17 protein-coding genes are annotated in these 16,818 nt (G+C 70.4%); 13 read left to right on the top strand and 4 right to left on the bottom strand.

Going from position 1 to position 16,818, the window contains the following annotated elements:
- The first annotated feature begins 399 nt into the window (after positions 1-399).
- Positions 400-822: a hypothetical protein gene (locus ACMW4R_RS01785; protein WP_153004694.1), complete on the top strand. Its 423-nt coding sequence runs from the start codon at positions 400-402 to the stop codon at positions 820-822.
- A 48-nt stretch (positions 823-870) separates the two neighbouring features.
- Here the strand turns inward: ACMW4R_RS01785 and ACMW4R_RS01790 are convergent, their stop codons facing one another.
- Complete coding sequence (locus ACMW4R_RS01790) at positions 871-3,312, bottom strand: HAD-IC family P-type ATPase (protein ID WP_418298978.1); 2,442 nt, start codon at positions 3,310-3,312, stop codon at positions 871-873.
- A 52-nt stretch (positions 3,313-3,364) separates the two neighbouring features.
- Positions 3,365-4,312 (bottom strand): SDR family NAD(P)-dependent oxidoreductase, encoded by a 948-nt coding sequence (locus ACMW4R_RS01795; RefSeq protein WP_058595265.1) that lies wholly within the window; start codon positions 4,310-4,312, stop codon positions 3,365-3,367.
- A gap of 192 nt (positions 4,313-4,504) precedes the next feature.
- Between ACMW4R_RS01795 and ACMW4R_RS01800 the strand changes: the two genes are divergently transcribed.
- The 7 genes from ACMW4R_RS01800 to ACMW4R_RS01830 all read left to right on the top strand — a co-directional run bounded on the left by ACMW4R_RS01800 (position 4,505) and on the right by ACMW4R_RS01830 (position 10,255).
- Positions 4,505-4,675: a CsbD family protein gene (locus ACMW4R_RS01800; RefSeq protein ID WP_058595264.1), complete on the top strand. Its 171-nt coding sequence runs from the start codon at positions 4,505-4,507 to the stop codon at positions 4,673-4,675.
- 90 nt (positions 4,676-4,765) lie between these two features.
- Complete coding sequence (locus ACMW4R_RS01805) at positions 4,766-5,596, top strand: HAD-IIA family hydrolase (protein ID WP_058595263.1); 831 nt, start codon at positions 4,766-4,768, stop codon at positions 5,594-5,596.
- A 33-nt stretch (positions 5,597-5,629) separates the two neighbouring features.
- Positions 5,630-5,785, top strand: a complete 156-nt coding sequence (locus ACMW4R_RS01810) for a hypothetical protein (RefSeq protein ID WP_241490354.1) — start codon at positions 5,630-5,632, stop codon at positions 5,783-5,785.
- Positions 5,782-6,849, top strand: coding sequence for a LacI family DNA-binding transcriptional regulator (locus ACMW4R_RS01815; protein ID WP_058626189.1), 1,068 nt, complete (start codon positions 5,782-5,784; stop codon positions 6,847-6,849). Before ACMW4R_RS01810 ends, ACMW4R_RS01815 begins: the two co-directional genes overlap by 4 nt.
- A gap of 104 nt (positions 6,850-6,953) precedes the next feature.
- Positions 6,954-8,282, top strand: coding sequence for an MFS transporter (locus ACMW4R_RS01820; RefSeq protein ID WP_058613678.1), 1,329 nt, complete (start codon positions 6,954-6,956; stop codon positions 8,280-8,282).
- 15 nt (positions 8,283-8,297) lie between these two features.
- Entirely contained in the window at positions 8,298-9,074 is a 777-nt protein-coding gene (locus tag ACMW4R_RS01825) for an alpha/beta hydrolase family protein (protein WP_418298979.1), read from the top strand.
- Positions 9,071-10,255 (top strand): GDSL-type esterase/lipase family protein, encoded by a 1,185-nt coding sequence (locus tag ACMW4R_RS01830; RefSeq protein WP_418298980.1) that lies wholly within the window; start codon positions 9,071-9,073, stop codon positions 10,253-10,255. The genes ACMW4R_RS01825 and ACMW4R_RS01830 overlap by 4 nt, the downstream gene beginning before the upstream one ends.
- Before the next feature lie 4 nt (positions 10,256-10,259).
- Here the strand turns inward: ACMW4R_RS01830 and pyrE are convergent, their stop codons facing one another.
- The gene (gene pyrE, locus ACMW4R_RS01835) at positions 10,260-10,838 is read right to left on the bottom strand and encodes an orotate phosphoribosyltransferase (RefSeq protein WP_058595258.1); all 579 of its coding nucleotides are present in this window, start codon (positions 10,836-10,838) and stop codon (positions 10,260-10,262) included.
- Positions 10,839-11,103: 265 nt separating this feature from the next.
- Here pyrE and ACMW4R_RS01840 point away from each other — a divergent pair, with 265 nt between their 5' ends.
- The 3 genes from ACMW4R_RS01840 to ACMW4R_RS01850 all read left to right on the top strand — a co-directional run bounded on the left by ACMW4R_RS01840 (position 11,104) and on the right by ACMW4R_RS01850 (position 14,028).
- Entirely contained in the window at positions 11,104-11,949 is an 846-nt protein-coding gene (locus ACMW4R_RS01840; RefSeq protein WP_058595256.1) for an exodeoxyribonuclease III, read from the top strand.
- 412 nt (positions 11,950-12,361) lie between these two features.
- On the top strand, positions 12,362-12,790 hold the full coding sequence (locus ACMW4R_RS01845; RefSeq protein ID WP_058595255.1) for a YciI family protein: 429 nt from the start codon (positions 12,362-12,364) through the stop codon (positions 12,788-12,790).
- The gene (locus tag ACMW4R_RS01850) at positions 12,787-14,028 is read left to right on the top strand and encodes an RNA polymerase sigma factor (RefSeq protein ID WP_418298981.1); all 1,242 of its coding nucleotides are present in this window, start codon (positions 12,787-12,789) and stop codon (positions 14,026-14,028) included. The genes ACMW4R_RS01845 and ACMW4R_RS01850 overlap by 4 nt, the downstream gene beginning before the upstream one ends.
- Before the next feature lie 76 nt (positions 14,029-14,104).
- Here ACMW4R_RS01850 and ACMW4R_RS01855 read toward each other — a convergent pair whose 3' ends face one another.
- Positions 14,105-14,677, bottom strand: a complete 573-nt coding sequence (locus tag ACMW4R_RS01855) for an NADPH-dependent FMN reductase (protein ID WP_058595253.1) — start codon at positions 14,675-14,677, stop codon at positions 14,105-14,107.
- Positions 14,678-14,819: 142 nt separating this feature from the next.
- Between ACMW4R_RS01855 and ACMW4R_RS01860 the strand changes: the two genes are divergently transcribed.
- Together ACMW4R_RS01860 and ACMW4R_RS01865 are read left to right on the top strand one after the other, a co-directional pair.
- Complete coding sequence (locus ACMW4R_RS01860; protein ID WP_418298982.1) at positions 14,820-16,103, top strand: sensor histidine kinase; 1,284 nt, start codon at positions 14,820-14,822, stop codon at positions 16,101-16,103.
- Positions 16,096-16,764, top strand: a complete 669-nt coding sequence (locus ACMW4R_RS01865) for a response regulator (RefSeq protein WP_418298983.1) — start codon at positions 16,096-16,098, stop codon at positions 16,762-16,764. The genes ACMW4R_RS01860 and ACMW4R_RS01865 overlap by 8 nt, the downstream gene beginning before the upstream one ends.
- Positions 16,765-16,818 lie beyond the last annotated feature (54 nt).

The following is a 16,818-nucleotide window of genomic DNA, read 5'->3' on the forward strand; positions in this document are numbered from 1 at the left end:
GCACGCCGAGCGGCAGCCGACCACCGCGCGCCGTCAAGCGGATTCCGTGACGACACGCCGACCCACACCCACCCCGCACCGGCGTGTCGCCCACGAACTCCGCCGCACGGCACGCCGAGCGGCAGCCGACCACCGCGCGCCGTCACGCGGAGTCCGCGGCGACACGCCGACCCACACCCACCCCGGAACGGCGTGTCGCCCACGAACTCCGCCGCACGGCACAGCACACGAGCACCCCGAGGCGGGCACCGGCACGAACTCCGCCGGACGGCACACAGGGGGCCGCCGTCATCGACACCACACGAACGGATGCCGAGGACCCGAGGCCCGCGCGCGCGATCCGCGACCGCTACGCTGACCCACACCGGCACCCGGCCGGCCCGGTGAACGCGAGGACCCATGACCCCTCCTACGCAGGTGCGCCGCCCCGTCGCGGTGACCGTGGCGATCGTGCTGGTGTACATCGGCGGTCTGCTGAACACCGCTCTCGGCGTGCTCGTGCTGCTGTCGCGCTACGAGGTGAGCGCCGATCTCGTCCTGCCGGTGTCGCTGGTCGGGGCGGCAACAATCCTGCTCGGCCTCCTCACCGTCGCGGGCGGCTCGGCCCTCTCGCGCGGCAGCCGGCTGGCGCGCATCCTTCTCACGGCGTATCTCTCGGTGCTCGTCGTGCTGCAGGCGGTGGCCATGGCGTTGACGGAGCTCGACCCGATCCTCACCGTGGCGCTCATCGCCGCACTCGCGGTGATCGCGGCCCTGTGGATCCCGCGCGCCGCCCGCCGCTACTTCACCCGCGCGGCCGTCGAAGCCACCACCATCGTCTGACCCAGCACGAGCCCGGGCAGATCCTCCGACCCCGAGGCCTCGCGAACGCTACGCCGCGACCGCGTCGGCGGGCACTCGTCGAGCCAGCAGACGACGCACGAAGCGGCGGTGCGCGAAGCGCACGGCCTCGATCGCGGCGAGCGCGGTGACGACGACCGCGGTGATCAACCACGCGCCGTCTTCGCCCGGGTCTTGCAACTGGAAGAACTCACCCAGCGCCGGAATCGTGAAGATCGCGGTGAGCGCGATGAACATCGCCCCGACCACGAGAACCTTCACGCGTGTGATGGGGCGCGACAGCACCGTGAGCACCCAGATCGCGACGATCGCGAGGATGATCGTCGCCCCGGTGCGCAGCTGCGCGACCGACAGACCGAGATCCATCGCGAGCCGCGTGTACACGGTCAGCGAGACCGCGATCACGATGCCGGCCGGGATCGCGAAGCTCAACGAGCGTTTCAGGAAGCCCGGCACGTACCGTTGCGTGTTGGGGAGGAGCGCGAGGAAGAACGCGGGGATGCCGATGGTGAGGCCGTCGGTGATCGACAGCTGACGCGGCAGGAACGGGAACTCCATGACCAGCACGCCGAAGAGGACGGCGAGCCCCGTCGCGTACACGGTCTTGGTGAGGAAGAGCATCGAGACGCGCTCGATGTTGGCGATCACCTGACGTCCCTCGGCCACGACCGACGGCAGGTGCGAGAAGCGCCCGTCGAGCAGGACGAGTCGCGCGACGGCCTTCGTCGCCGCGGCGCCCGAGTTCATCGCGATGCCGATGTCGGCGGTCTTGATCGCCAGCGCGTCGTTGACACCGTCACCGGTCATCGCCACGACGTGCCCTCGCGCCTGCAGCGCCGTCACGATCCGCTTCTTCTGGTCGGGAGTCACCCGGCCGAACACCGTGTGCTCCTCGAGGACGCGTCCGAGCTCGTCATCATCCTCGGGCAGACGGCGCGCGTCGTACCCCTCCGCGACGTCGAGCCCGACCTCGCGCGCGATCGCGGCGACCGTGCGGGGGTTGTCGCCCGAGATCACCCGGACCGCGACGCCCTGTTCGCGGAAGAACGCCAACGCCCCGGCGGCATCCGGACGGACGGCCTCGATGAAGGTCAGCACCGCCACCGGGACGGGCTCGCCGCGGAACCGCTCCATCGACACATCGTCATCGTCGAGCGGCGTTGGCGTGTGCGCGAGCACGAGGGTGCGCCGACCCGACGACGCGAGCCGGGTCACGGCGGCACCGAGCTCGGAGTCGGCATCGGCCGCCCGGTCGCCGAAGACCATCTCGGGAGCGCCGAGGACCCACGTGCCCGCCGCACGCTCGGCGAACGACACCGCGCTCCACTTACGCGCCGACGAGAAGGGGATGCGGCGCGCGGGCTCGAGCGGGGAATCCACGGGGAAGGGGTCGCGCAGGCACCGCGCGGTCGCATTGGCGTCGTCGGCCGCGCCGTACCACCCGAGGGTCTCGCGCCAGCCGTCGCGCTCCGCGAGGGTCAGCGCATCGTCGAAACGGATCTCGCCCGCGGTCAGCGTTCCCGTCTTGTCGAGGCAGATCACGTCGACGCGAGCGAGTCCCTCGACGGCGGGCAGCTCGTTCACGAGCACCTTCTTGCCGGCGAGACGGGCCGCGCCGACCGCGAACGCGATCGAGGTCATGAGCACGAGGCCGAGCGGGATCATCGCCGTGAGCGAGGCGATCGTGTTGACCACCGCTTGTGACCACGTGCCCTGCCGGAAGGCCTCGGCCCACCCGCCGGCGACCATCATCTGCGCGTTCAGCACGAGCAGCCCCACGGGACCGATCCCCCACCCCACCCACTTCAGGACGCGGTCGATCGAAGTGCGCAGCTCGCTCGACACGAGCTGGAACTTCTTCGCCTCACTCGCGAAAGTGTTGGCGTACGACGCCGCGCCGACACGGGTCGCCCGCGCGGTGCCCTCTCCGCCGACGACGATCGAGCCCGAGAGCGCCTCGTCTCCGGGGCGCTTGTCGACGGCATCCGACTCGCCCGTCAGCATCGATTCGTCGATCTGCAGACCCTGCGAGGCGACCACGCTCGCGTCGGCGGGGACCTGGTCGCCCGCGCGCAGCACCAGCAGGTCGTCGCGGACGACGTCGCCGGGCGCGATCTCGGCGTCGGCGCCGTCTCGCCGCACGCGGGCGCGCGGCGCGTTCAGCAGTGCGAGACGGTCCAGGGCGGCCTTCGCGCGGAACTCCTGCACGCAGCCGATCACCGCGTTCGAGAGCGCGGCGATGCCGAACAGGGCGTCCTGCCACCGCCCGAGCAGGAGCAGCACGAGGAAGCACGCGGCGACGATCCCGTTGAACAGCGTGAAGACGTTGGCGCGGACGATGTTCCACGCGCTGCGACTCGTGTCGGCGGCGTACACGTTGGTCTGCCCGGCGGCGACCCGTTCGGCGACGGCGGCGGCGGTCAGACCGCGGACGTCGTCGGCGTCGATGCTCTCGGCGGTCGCCTGGTCCATTCGATCACTGTAGGGGTAGCCCCCAACACGGACACGTCGGATCCCGACGGATTCAGGATGCCGCGCGTCGCGCCCGGTCGAAGGGCCACCGCACGTGGGTCGCCGTCTCGCAGTGCTGCCAGAGGTCTGCACCGAGATCGGCCCCCCGCGACCGTCGCGACGGCGTCGCGGGGCGGGGCAGCCCGCGCGCGACGAGCGTGGGACCGTACATGGTGCCGCCCTCGGCCGTCGGATCGACGAGCGCGCGCACCAGCGACCACGCGCCCTGCTCTTTCGACTGGGTGATGGGTGCCTGGAGATTATCGACGAAACGCGACAGGCGGCTGGGTTCGTTGACACCCCGGATGCCACGCGTCCGACCGCTCGTGGAGTACCCGGGGTGGGCGATGAGACTCTCCACCGGCACACTGTGCGCGCGCAGGCGACGGTCGGCCTCGAGCCCGAGCGCGGTCGTCGCCGCCTTGGACTGCACGTACGCGCGCCACGGCGAGTATCCCTCGACGAGTTCGGGATCGGTGGGCACGTGGTTCCACAGCGAGGTCGACATGCTCCCCACCCAGACCATCCGGCCTCGCGCGGCGGCGAGCGGCTTGAGCATCTCGCCGGCGAGGGCGAAGTGTCCGAGCACGTTCGTGGCGAAGACCAGTTCGTGGCCACCGGCGGTCTCGCGCGTCTTCGGCGGGTGCACGATGCCCGCGTTCAGCAACAGGCCGTCGAGGCGCCCCCGGGCGCGAGCGGTCGCCGCGGCCGCCCGTACCGATCCGAGGTTGCTCGTGTCGAGCAGAAGCGTCTCGATCGAGGCATCCGGGTTCGTCCTCTTCACCGCCTCTTTCGCGGTCTGGAGCTTGTGCGGGCTGCGCCCGGTGAGCAGCACGTGCGCGCCGGCCGCGGCGATCTGCTCGCACGCGAAGAAGCCGAGCCCGCGCGTGGCGCCGGTGACGAGATAGGTCCGGCCCGAGAGGTCGGGCAGGTTCCGAGGGTCCCAGTCCGCGCGCGTCACCCTCCGACCCTAACGAGAGAAGTCGGCGGCGTCACGGGTGCATTCCCGATTCGGCATACCGGTGCGCGAGAAAAAGTTCGATGCGGGACGTGACGAATCCGTCGCTCGTTCCGTCTTCACTGTGAGCACACCCGCTCCGCCGCGAGAACGCAGGGTTCCGCGACGCCGACACACCCCGAGAGGAAATCGATCATGGGACTCGACGACAAGATCAAGAACGCCGCCCAGGACATCGTGGGCAAGGCGAAGGAAGCCATCGGCAACGCGACCGACAACGACCGGCTCGCGGCCGAGGGCAAGCTCGAGCAGACCGAGGCGCACGCCAAGAAGGCCGGCGAGGACGTCAAGGACGCGTTCAAGTAAGCCATGCGACCGACGGGAGGGCGCGGTGGCGGCCGCGCCCTCCCGTCGCCTGCCAGTGGCGCTGTCGGACGTCGCGGCTAGGCTGACCCCATGCGAACCCGTGCCGAGATCGAGTGCTGGCTCACCGACATGGACGGGGTCCTCGTCCATGAGAACACCCCCGTTCCCGGAGCAGCCGAGCTTTTGGCGCAGTGGCGCGCCGAGGGCACGCCGTTCCTCGTCCTCACGAACAACTCGATCTTCACGCCGCGCGACCTGAGCGCGCGGTTGCGGGCGTCGGGGCTCGTCGTCCCCGAGTCGTCGATCTGGACCTCCGCCCTCGCGACGGCCGACTTCTTGAAGTCGCAGATGCCCGGCGGCTCGGCTTTCGTCATCGGCGAGGCGGGCCTGACGACCGCGCTGCACGAGGCCGGTTTCATCATGACCGAGACGGCGCCCGACTACGTCGTGGTCGGCGAGACGCGCAACTACTCTTTCGAGGCGATCACCAAAGCGATCCGCTTCATCCGCGGCGGCTCGCGTTTCATCGCGACGAACCCGGATGCCACGGGCCCCTCGACCGAGGGCGTGCTGCCCGCGACGGGGGCGATCGCCGCGCTCATCACCAAGGCGACCGGACGCGAGCCGTACATCGTCGGCAAGCCGAACCCGATGATGTTCCGGTCGGCGCTGAACCGGATCGGTGCGCACAGCGAGAACACCGGCATGATCGGCGACCGCATGGACACCGACATCGTCGCGGGCATCGAGGCCGGACTCCACACTGTGCTGGTGATGACGGGAATCAGCGACGAGAGCGAGATCGAGCGGTACCCGTTCCGCCCCGATGAGATCCTCGGCTCCGTCGCCGAGCTCGTCCGCGACGAGCCGATCGAGAGCGACCTCGCCGACGGCGAGGACGGGCTCGCCGAGGGCCTCTGACCCACCCCACGCCCGCTCCGTCAGGATGGACGCATGGACGACCGCACCCTCTGGCTGATCACGGCCCTCATCATCACGGCGGGCAGCCTGGTCGCCCTCCTCGTTCAATGGCGACGCTCACGCCGTGGCGGTGGTCGGCGCGACCCGTTCGACGGACCGGGCGACGGCCACGGCGGCGGGCCGGCGTGACAGATTCGCCCCCGTCCGGCACCCGACGGGTGACGCTCTCGCAGGTCGCGGAACGGGCGGGCGTCTCGCGGTCGGCAGTGTCGTTCGTGATGAACGGCCGGACCGACCAGAGACTGTCGGCCGACGTGTTCGAGCGAGTGCGTCGCGCGGCGGAAGAGCTCGGCTACCGCCCCAACCAGACGGCGAAGACCCTGCGTACCGGCCGGTCGGGGACCATCGCGCTCGTGTCCGACTTCGTCAGCAGCACGTCGTACGCCAACGCGATGGTGCGCGGTGCCATGCGGGCTCTGCGCGAGCGCGACATCCTGCTCTTCACCGTCGACACCGAGGGCGACCCACAGGTCGAGGAGCGCCTGCTTCACAGCCTGTTCGGGCGGGACATCGACGGCGTCATCTACACCTCGATGTTCACGCGAATCGTCGACCCGCCGCCGCTCCTCGCGGCGACCCGCACCGTGCTGCTCAACTGCCGCGCGCGCGGCGAAGACGACGTGGCCGTCGTGCCCGACGAAGTCGAGGCCGGCCGCGAGGCAGCGCGCCTGCTCGTCGCGGCCGGGCACACCGACGGCATCTGGTTCGTGGGCGACCTGCCACCCGGACGGCGGGGAGGCCTGCTCTGGAACGAGTGGGGCCCACTGGCCCTTCCGGAGCGCCTCGAGGGGATCGAACGCGAACTCGCGTCGTCGGGCCTCTCGCTCGCGGGGCACGCGGCCGTCGACGACGACTGGGATGCCCCGAACGGGCAGCGCGCCGTGGAACGACTGCTGGAGGACGGAGCGCGGCCCTCCGCCCTCATCTGCGTGAACGACGCGGTCGCCGCGGGCGCCTATCGGGCCCTGCACGCGGCGGAATGGCGGATTCCCGACGACGTCTCGGTCATCGGATTCGACGGCAGCCCCCTCGCCGGAATGCTGGAACCGTCGCTCACCTCGATCTCGCTCCCCCACGAGGATCTCGGCCGCCGGGCGGCGACCCTCCTCCTGTCGGACGACGCGACGCCGCGCGTCGAGCGCGTCCGCATGCCCGTGCACCTCGGTGCGTCGGTCGGCTCCCCCACGCGCTGAACCCTCGACGATTCTGTGCTTTACTCCTGCTGCTATATCGGTATAGCATCCCTCTGCCGGCCACAGAGGGTCGGCCGCTGGCGTCATCGACAAAGGAGTGCGACATGACCCACACCCCCTCCCGTCTCTCGCGGGCTCCCCACGCCTGGTGGGTCGGCTTCGTCTGCGGAATGGCGACCTTCGTCGACACCGCGGCGACCACCGGCATCGCCGTCGCGCTCGTGCTGTTCCAATCCATGGCGCCCGGGGCACCCGGACTCACGCCGGATCAGATCGGGCTGCTCACCGGCGTGCTGACCGCGGGCGTCGCGGTGGGTTCGCTCGTCGGCGGCCGACTGGGCGACCGCCTCGGCCGACGCCGCGTATTCCTCGTGACCATGGCGCTCATCGTCGTCGGCTCGCTCACCCCGTTCTTCGGGGTCTCGTTCGAGATCCTCCTCCCCGGCATCGCGCTCATCGGCCTCGGAGTCGGCGCCGATCTGCCGGTCGCCCTCGCGACGATCTCCGAAGCGGCAACCGATCGGAACCGCGGGAAGATCCTGGTCTTCTCGAACCTCCTCGGGGGTTTCGGCATCCTGATGGCCGTTCTGATCGGCATCTTCTACGGCTCGCTGGGCCCCGTCGGCGGACAGATCATGTTCGGCGCCTTCGGCGGGATCGGACTCGTCGTGCTGGCACTTCGTCTGACCATCCCGGAGTCGGCGATCTGGCTCGCCGCCCGCGACGAGCGTCGCGCGGGAGTGCAGACCGTCCGGGCCGAGCGCACGCGCCTGCGGGACTTCGGTCGCACGCCCTACCGCCGCCCCTTCGTGACGCTGCTCGTCTACTACACGCTCGCCTCGCTCGCGATCAGCGTCGCGGGAAGCTTCGGCACCTTCGTCGCGGTCAACGTGGCCGGCATCCCGGTCAACGAGTACCAGGGCTGGACCCTGCTCGCGATGCCCGCCGCGATCGTCGGCGCCGTCTGGTTCATGAGCGTGGCCGACACCCGGTTCCGCATGAACTGGTTCGTGATCGGCGCCGTGGGCGTCGTCGTGGCCAACCTCGTTCCGGTCGTGTTCGGGTTCACGCTGCCCGCGCTGATCGTCTCGGTCGTCGGGTCGACGTTCGCCGGCGCGTTCTGCTTCGAGACGATCATGAAGGTGTGGACGCAGGAATCGTTCCCCACGATGATGCGCTCCACCGCGCAGGGCACGATCTACGCGGTCGCACGCTTCGCGACCGCCGGACTCAACGTCGTGACCCCCGCGCTGCTCGCCCTGAACCCGTCGGGCGTGTACGTCGGCGTCTCGATCGTCGCGGCCCTCGGCTTCCTGATCGGGTGGATCGGATTCCGGCGCGCCACGCGATCGTCCTTCGACGTCGAGAGTGAACTCGTCGCCGACGCGTCCGCGACCGACCGCCCCGCGCCCGCCACGCCGGCGACCGCCTGAACCCGAAAGACCCCGATGATCCTGCAGCCCTTCGACGTCTCCGTCCGTGGTCTTGCTCTGCGCGGCGTGCACTACCGACCCGATCGCGACGGCGACGCGCCCACCGTCGTGCTGTTCCACGGCTTCGGAGGCTCGCGGGTCGAGACGACCGGAGTGTTCGTCACCCTGGCCCGCGCCCTCACCGCGCGCGGGCTCGGGGTGATCGCCTACGATCGCGCCGGGCACGGCGAGAGCGACGGCGACTTCTTCGACACGACCGTCTCGGGAGACATCGCCGACGCCCACCTCGTGCTCGAGGCCGTGCGTCGGAGGGAAGGAGTGGATGCCGAGAACCTCCACCTCGTCGGAATGAGCCTCGGCTCAGTCGTGGCATCCGTCGTCGCCTCCGAGAACGAGCACGCCTTCCGCTGTCTCACGATGTGGTCCACCGCGGCGCTGTTCGTCGACGAGATCAGCGGCGGCACCCTGCAGGGACGCTCGCTCGAGGGCCTCGCCCGCGACGGCTTCTTCGACTTCCTGGGGATGCGACTGGGGCCGGCGCTGCGCGACGACGCCGTGACCTTCGACGTCTACGGTCGAGCGGCGGGCTACGACGGTCCGGTCCTGCTGCTGCACGGGACGGACGACTTCATCCCCGTCTCGTACGCCGAGCGCTACCTCGCGGCCGACGTCTTCGGCGATCGCGGCCAACTCGTCGTCGTCGACGGCGCCGATCACGGGTGGGCGCAGCTTCCGCAGCGCGACGACCTGATCGCGCGCACCGTCGCCTTCATCACGGCGAACGCCCGATGACCCCCCGGGGCGAGGTCGTCGCTCTCGACGGCGGCCGCGTGCGGATCGTCGGGCACCTCGACACGCTGCGCGACCGCGGCATCCGTCCGGTGCGCATCCCCGTCGCGGCGTGGCCGCACTTCCCGCCCGCCGGCGAGAACCTGCGCGCGGTGTCGATGCAGGCGAGCGGCGTGCGTATCGCGCTGGTCACCGCGGCGACCCGTGTCGAGCTGGACGTGGTGTGCACGCGCTTCCAGGTGCAGGACTTCCTCGGTGCGCGCAACGCGTTCGTCGCCGAGATCGACGGGAAGCCGCACGCACATGTCGAGTCGCCGGTGAACGGCATCCTCCACGTGCCGCTCAGCGCCGACGCGCAGCGCACCGAGGAGTTCTCGCCGTCGGCGGTCGTCGTGTTCGACGACCTCCCCGAGGGCGAGAAGACCGTGACGGTGTGGCTTCCCCAGGGCATGATCGTCGATCTCCTCGACGTGCGGGCGGATCGGCCGATCGAGGCTCCGGAGCCCTCGACGCGTCCGGTGTGGGTGCACCACGGCAGCTCGATCAGCCACGGAGTCGAGACGCCGCTGCCCACCGGCACCTGGCCCGTCGTCGCCGCCCGCACAGCCGACCTCGACGTGATCAACCTCGGGTTCGGGGGCCAGTGCATGCTCGACCCCTTCGTCGCCGACGCCATCGCGGCGACCCCCGCGGACGTCATCTCCCTCAAGGTCGGCGTGAACATCGTGGGCGCCCGGTCCATGGATCAGCGCACCTTCGCGCCGGCGCTGCACGGGTTCCTCGACCGGGTGCGGCGGGGGCATCCCGAGACGCCGATCGTCGTGGCATCCTCGATCCTCTGGCCCGAGAGCGACGAACGTCCCGGCCCCTCCGACGTGGAGTTCCTCGACGACGGCATCCGATGCTTCACCGCGGGAGACCCGGCCGACATCGCGAAGGGCGCGCTCACGCTCGCGGAGTCGCGGCGTCACATCGCGGGAGTCGTCCGCACCCGCGCGACCGCGGGCGAGGCGGTCCATTACCTCGACGGGCTGGCGCTCTACGGTCCGGACGACGTCGCCCGTTTCCCTCTCCCCGACGGGCTGCACCCCGACGAGGCGCTGTACCGCGAGATGGGCGCGCGCTTCGCGGCCCTGGCGTTCGGCCCCGACGGGCTCGTCCCGCGCGAGAGCCTCGGCGACTGAGCCGTTACTGCGGCTGGAGGCCCAGGTCGTCGAGATCGATGGATGCCAGCCACCGCAGGCCCTCCGCCTCGATCGCCGCCTGAGCGCCCGTCTTGCGGTCGACGATCACGGCGACGGCGACGACCTCGGCGCCCTCGCGGCGCAGGGCTTCGACGGCCTTGAGCGCGGACTGGCCGGTGGTGGAGGTGTCTTCGACCACGACGACGCGCTTGCCCTTGACGTCGGCGCCCTCGATCTGGCGGCCGCGGCCGTGGTCCTTCGGCTCCTTGCGCACGACGAACGCGTCGAGCGGGTGGCCGGCGTGCACCGACTCGTGCATGACGGCGTTCGCGATCGGGTCGGCACCGAGGGTCAGTCCGCCGACGGCGACGACACCGTCGAGGTCCTTCACGAGGTCGAGCACGAGGCGGCCGATCGCGGGGGCAGCGCGGTGGTCGAGCGTGAGCTTGCGCATGTCGACGTAGTACGTCGCCTTCTTGCCGCTCGAGAGGGTGAAGTCGCCGTGGAACACCGCCTCGGCTTTGATGAGGCCGATGAGGGCCTGGCGGTCGGCTTCGAGCTCGGGCGTTGAGGCGGCGGTCACGCGATCGATTCTATTGGCCGATGTCGGCGCGGCCGAGGGATGTCGCCGCGCGGGGTTCGGCATCCGCCCGGCCGTGTCGCGGCGCGGGGGTTCGGCATCCGTCCGGCGGAGTTCGTCCGCGACACGCCGCGGCCGCGCCGCCTCGAGCGGCGTGTCGGGCACGAACTCCGCTCGACGGCACGGGCCCGACGCGACGGCACGACAGCCCACCCCACCCACCCCCACGAGACCGACGATGCCCCCGCCCGAAAGTAGGCTGGATGCCATGCGCCTGGCCACCTGGAACGTCAACTCCATCCGCGCCCGCGTCACCCGCACCGTCGAGTTCTGCGTGCGCGAGCACATCGACGTGCTGGCGATGCAGGAGATCAAGTGCAAGACCGAGCAGTTCCCCTATGCGGCGTTCGAAGAGGCCGGGTACCACGTCGCCGCGCACGGACTGAACCAGTGGAACGGTGTCGCGATCGCGAGCCGCGAGCCGCTCGAAGACGTCGAGATCGGCTTTCCCGGCATGCCCGGCTTCGAGAAGGGCAAAGAGGGGCCCGACCTCCCGCAGGAGGCGCGCGCGATCGGCGCGACCGTCGACGGCGTGCGGGTGTGGAGCCTGTACGTTCCGAACGGTCGCGGACTCGATGACCCGCACTACACCTACAAGCTCGACTGGCTCGAGAAGCTCCGCCAGTACACGGCCGAGACGCTCGCAGAGAACCCCGACCTGCCGCTCGCGCTGACCGGCGATTTCAACATCGCCCCGACGGATGCCGACAACGGCGACCCCACGGTCGTCGAGGGCGCGACCACCCACGTCTCGCCACCCGAGCGTGCCGCCTTCGCCGCCTTCGAGACGGCCGGGCTGACCGACGTCGTCCGTCCGCTCATCCCCACCGGCTACACCTACTGGGATTACAAGCAGCTGCGCTTCCCCCGCAACGAGGGGCTGCGCATCGACTTCATCCTCGGGTCGCGCGCGTTCGCCGACGCGGTGCAGGGCGCCGAGATCCACCGCAACGAGCGGAAGGGTGAGGTCCCGAGCGATCACGTCCCCGTCGTCGCCGACCTCGACCTGACGGATGCCGGAGACGACGACGATCTGCCGATGATCTTCGGCTGAGCGCCGGGGTGTGGCATCCGACTGACGGCGCGCCGCGCCGACGCGCGCGCTCCGACCAGGGCACCGGAATCGGACCGGCGCGACAGAATCGGACGGATGCCGCCACGGCATCCGAATCCGATGTTCCCCTCCGATTCTGGTGAGGCGCCCGCAAGCAGCACGGCCCCCGGTAGGGCGCCCGCGCCTGCCGCGCACACTCCGCCAGCGACGACAGCAGAATCGGACCAGCGCCACAGAATCGGACGCACACCCCCATGGGATCCGAATCCGTTGCATCCCTCCGACTCTGCCGAACCGCCCGCACACGGGCCCCGGAATTTTTTCCCGGGGCCTGTCGATTCCGCCCGTCGCCGTTCGACGCGATAGTAGGGGCAGGCATCCGCAGCCCTCGAAGCAGAGGAGAGAACCCACCATGACGAAGTACATGCTGATCATGCGCGGCACCGACGAGGCATACGCGGCGTACAAGAAGATCCCGTTCGAGCAGATCATCAACGACATGGGCGCATACAACGAGTCCATGATCAACGCGGGCGTGCTCGTCGCCGGCGACGGCCTGGCCGAGGACATGAGCCAGAACTTCGTCGTCGAGTTCGGTGGCGAGGAGCCGGTGGTCACCGACGGCCCCTACGGCGAGACGCACGAGCTGTTCAACGGCTTCTGGATCATCGAGGTGTCCTCGCGCGACGAAGCGATCGAGTGGGCGCGCCGAGCACCCCTCATCGCCGGCAACAAGCTCGAGGTGCGCCGCGTGACCGACGAGACCGACTTCGCGGCGTTCGCCGACAACGAGTACATCCAGAAGGAGGAGGGCTGGCGCGAGGAGCAGGCCTCGCGGTGAGCTCCGACCCCGACCTCTCGCGCCGCGTCGCGGCGATCTGGCGCATCGAAGGTGCCCGGATCGTCGCGACGCTGGCCCGCGTGGTCGGCGATCTCGCGACGGCCGAGGATCTGGCTCAGGATGCCGTGGCCGAGGCGCTCGTGCAGTGGCCGCGCGACGGCATCCCGAACAATCCGGGGGCGTGGCTCACCGCGGTCGCCAAGCGCCGGGCGATCGACGGGTGGCGACGGCAGCGGAACCTCGACGAGAAGTACCGGCTCATGGGTGCCGATCTCGACGAGATCTCGGATGCCGAGTGGCAGCCGATCGACGACGACGTGCTGCGGCTCGTGTTCGCGGCGTGCCACCCCGTCTTGTCACGCGAGGCACAGGTCGCACTGACCCTGAAGGTCGTCGGCGGTCTCGACACGGAGGCGATCGCACGACTCTTCCTCGTTCCGGTGCCGACGATGCAGCAGCGGATCGTCCGGGCGAAGAAGGCGCTGACGGCCGCACGCGTGCCTTTCGCGGTCCCCGAGCCGGCGGAGTGGCCCGCGCGACGGGGCGCGGTGCTCAGCGTGATCTACCTGATCTTCACCGAGGGGTACGCCGCGAGCGGCGGCGACGCCGTGCTGCGCACCGAGCTCGCGCACGAAGCCGTGCGACTCGGACGCGTGGTCAATCGGCTGATGCCCCGCGAGCCCGAGGCACTGGGGCTGTCGGCGCTCATGGAGCTGCAGGCCTCGCGCTTCGCGTCACGCGTCGATGCGAGCGGGGATGCCGTGCTCCTCGCCGAACAGGACCGGCGGCGTTGGGATCACTCGGCGATCACGCGCGGGCGGGCGCTCCTCGATCGCGCGGACGCGATGGGGAAAGGTCGAGGGCCGTACCAGCTGCAAGCGGCGATCGCGCTGTGTCACGCCGAAGCGCCGAGCGTGGACGCGACGGATTGGGACCGCATCGTCCTGCTGTACGAGATGCTCGGCCGCGTGGCACCGAGTCCTGTGGTCGAGCTCAATCGCGCGGTCGCCGTGTCGATGGCATCCGGACCGCTCGAGGGGCTCGCGATCGTCGACGACCTCGCCGACGCCGGGGTCTTGAAAGGGTCGCACCTCATCCCGTCGGTGCGCGGAGAACTGTTGGCGCGGCTGGGGCGCCACGACGAGGCGCGGGCGCAGTTGCTCGAGGCCGCCGATCGCACCCGGAACGAGCGCGCCGCAGCGCTCCTACGGCGCAAGGCCGAGGCTCTGGGGCGCTGAACCGAAGGACGCGGGGGCGGCTGAGCGCGACGACGGCGGGGCCGAGGCGAACCCCGACCCCGCCGTTGCGCGAGCGTCAGACCGCGGGGACCTCGGCGGGAGCGGTGCGCTGGATGAGCGTCACCAGCGCCTCGATGATCGAGCGGAGGAACGCCGCGGTGCCCTCGTCGGTCACGGTGCCGTCCTCTTCGAAGAGGCCGGGGGTCGACTGGATGTAGCCCTCGGGCTGGCCCAGGACGAGGGCGTTGTAGTGCAGGAGCACGGAGCGGAGGTGCTGCTGGCCCGCAGCGGTGGCGATGCCGCCCTGCGAGGTGCCGATCACGGCGGTCGGCTTGTCGTTGAACGACGCCTCGCCGTAGGGACGCGCCGACCAGTCGAGCGCGTTCTTGAGTACGCCGGGGATCGAACGGCTGTACTCGGGGGTCACGACGAAGACGCCGTCGGCATCCTCGATCGCCTTCTTGAACTCCTTGGCGACCTCGGGGAAGTTCCCGTCGTAGTCGGGCGAGTAGAAGGGGAGGTCCTTGATCGGGATCTCCTTGAGCGTCACGCCCTCGGGCGCGACCTTCTCGAGGGCCTTCGCCAGGCGGCGGTTGATCGAGGTGCTGGAGATGCTTCCGACGATGTAGCCGATCGTGTAGTCGGTCACGGTGATCCTCTCTGGGGACGGAGGGCGGCGCGCGCCCGGGTACATTCACCTGCAAGCATCGACGGTGAACCTGTATTCCCCCTCCTCTTGACTCCGTCCCGAGGGGGATGCAGGTGGCTGAGGTCCCCCGTAGCGTGAGGGGATGCCACCGCTCACCCGCACGTTCACCCGTGAGCTCACCCCTACTCAGCGACGCAACGACATCGTGCTCGCGATCGTGCTGCTGCTCGGCGGGTTGCTCAGCGCCGTGCTGTCGGCGGTCTCGGGCCTCTACGGCGACAAACAGGCGTCGCTCGCCCTCGCCGTCGGATATGTCTTCGTGCTCGCCCTGCCCATCGCGGTGCGGCGGCGATGGCCGTCGGTCACCGCCGTCGTCGTGTCGGTCGCGTACTTCCTCGCGGTGACCCTGCGGATCCCCGAGATCTACGCCGGCAACATCGCGATGTTCATCGCGCTGTACACCGTGGGCGCGTGGGAGCAGAACCGGCGGCGCGCGACGATCGTGCGGATCGCGATCATCGTCGGCATGTTCACGTGGTTGTTCGTCGTGATGTTCCAAGACGCGACCCAGCCCGTCGATCCCTCCGTCGAGGGGGCGTTCTCACGCGCGGGCGCCTTCTCGCCGTTCGTCGCCTACCAGTTGCTCATGATCGGCGTGAACGCGCTGTTCTTCGGCGGGGCGTACTACTTCGGGAACCGCTCCCACCAGCAGATGAGCGAGCGCGCCGCACTCGAGGAGCGCACCGCGGAACTCGAAGCCGAACGCGAGGTCACCGCGGCGCAGGCCGTCGCGCTCGACCGTGTGCGCATCGCGCGCGAGCTGCACGACGTCGTCGCCCACCACGTATCGCTCATGGGCGTGCAGGCGGGCGTTGCGCGAGCGCTATCGACCAAGGACCCCGACCGAGCACGCGAGGTGCTCGCGGGCATCGAGGACTCCGCCCGGACGTCGCTCCACGAGCTGCGCCAGCTGCTCGAGACGCTCCGCGCCCCCGGTAGCGAGTCCGACCCCGACACCGCGCCGACCACGCACGGTCTGACCTCGATCGCGGCGCTCGTCGACGAGGCGACCGCCGCGGGCCTCCCCACCACCTTCACCGTGATCGGCGAACCCGCGCACGATCCGCCCCCGCTCGTGCAAGTCAACCTGTACCGCATCGCGCAAGAGGCCCTCACGAACGCGCGCCGGCACGCCGGTCCCGGTGCCACCGCCGACGTCCGTCTGCGATTCGATCCGGATGCCATCGAGCTCGAGGTCTCGAACACGGGCCGCGCGGGCTCGAGAACGCCGGGGCTCGGTCAGCTGGGCATGCGCGAACGCGCGGCCGTCTCGGGCGGCACGATCGAGATCGGACCGCGCTCCCGCGGCGGCTACCTCGTGCGCGTGCGCGTCCCGGCCGTGCAGAACGAGGTGGCCCATGTCTGAGCTGCGGGTCCTCCTGGTCGACGACCACGCGATGATGCGCGCGGGCTTCCGCACGATCCTCTCGCTCGAAGACGACATCACGGTCGTCGGCGAGGCCACGACCGGCCGCGAGGCCATCGCCGCGGCGGCGGAGCTGCGTCCCGACGTGATCTGCATGGACGTGCAGATGCCCGACATGGACGGCCTCGAGGCCACGCGACTCCTCACCGCCGACCCCGCCTCGGACGCCGCGATCCTCATCGTCACGACGTTCGACCGTGACGACTACCTCTTCGCCGCGCTGTCGGCCGGCGCGAGTGGATTCCTGCTGAAGAACGCCGGCCCGGAAGAGCTCGTCTCGGCCGTGCGCGTCGTCGGCGCCGGAGACGCTCTGCTCGCGCCCGAGGTCACCCGCCGCGTCATCGAGCGCTTCGCCTCGGGACGCTCGCCCGAGCCCGCGGCATCCGTCCCTCCCCCGCTCACGCTCGCGGAACCGCTGACCGAGCGTGAGTCGGAGGTTCTGAGACTCGTCGCCGAGGCCCTGAGCAACGCCGAGATCGCCGCGCGACTGTTCATCGGCGAGGCGACGGTGAAGACGCACGTGTCGAACGTGCTGCAGAAGCTCGGCGCACGCGACCGGGTGCAGGCTGTGGTGTTCGCACACCGGCACGGCCTGGCCTGACGGCGCCCGGCCCCTTCGACGAGCTCAGGGACCTCCGCTAGCCCTCCCCCGAGA

This window comes from Microbacterium sp. S1037 (genome assembly GCF_048381605.1).
Taxonomy (GTDB): Bacteria; Actinomycetota; Actinomycetes; order Actinomycetales; family Microbacteriaceae; genus Microbacterium; species Microbacterium testaceum_B.

Bases quoted from the DNA above. Each gene is read 5' to 3' on its own strand.
- ACMW4R_RS01825 (WP_418298979.1), top strand. From the start codon at position 8,298: ATGATCCTGCAGCCCTTCGACGTCTCCGTCCGTGGTCTTGCTCTGCGC.
- ACMW4R_RS01800 (WP_058595264.1), top strand. From the start codon at position 4,505: ATGGGACTCGACGACAAGATCAAGAACGCCGCCCAGGACATCGTGGGC.
- ACMW4R_RS01865 (WP_418298983.1), top strand. From the start codon at position 16,096: ATGTCTGAGCTGCGGGTCCTCCTGGTCGACGACCACGCGATGATGCGC.
- ACMW4R_RS01820 (WP_058613678.1), top strand. From the start codon at position 6,954: ATGACCCACACCCCCTCCCGTCTCTCGCGGGCTCCCCACGCCTGGTGG.
- ACMW4R_RS01860 (WP_418298982.1), top strand. From the start codon at position 14,820: ATGCCACCGCTCACCCGCACGTTCACCCGTGAGCTCACCCCTACTCAG.
- ACMW4R_RS01810 (WP_241490354.1), top strand. From the start codon at position 5,630: ATGGACGACCGCACCCTCTGGCTGATCACGGCCCTCATCATCACGGCG.
- ACMW4R_RS01840 (WP_058595256.1), top strand. From the start codon at position 11,104: ATGCGCCTGGCCACCTGGAACGTCAACTCCATCCGCGCCCGCGTCACC.
- ACMW4R_RS01845 (WP_058595255.1), top strand. From the start codon at position 12,362: ATGACGAAGTACATGCTGATCATGCGCGGCACCGACGAGGCATACGCG.
- ACMW4R_RS01830 (WP_418298980.1), top strand. From the start codon at position 9,071: ATGACCCCCCGGGGCGAGGTCGTCGCTCTCGACGGCGGCCGCGTGCGG.
- ACMW4R_RS01785 (WP_153004694.1), top strand. From the start codon at position 400: ATGACCCCTCCTACGCAGGTGCGCCGCCCCGTCGCGGTGACCGTGGCG.
- ACMW4R_RS01790 (WP_418298978.1), bottom strand. From the start codon at position 3,312: ATGGACCAGGCGACCGCCGAGAGCATCGACGCCGACGACGTCCGCGGT.
- ACMW4R_RS01805 (WP_058595263.1), top strand. From the start codon at position 4,766: ATGCGAACCCGTGCCGAGATCGAGTGCTGGCTCACCGACATGGACGGG.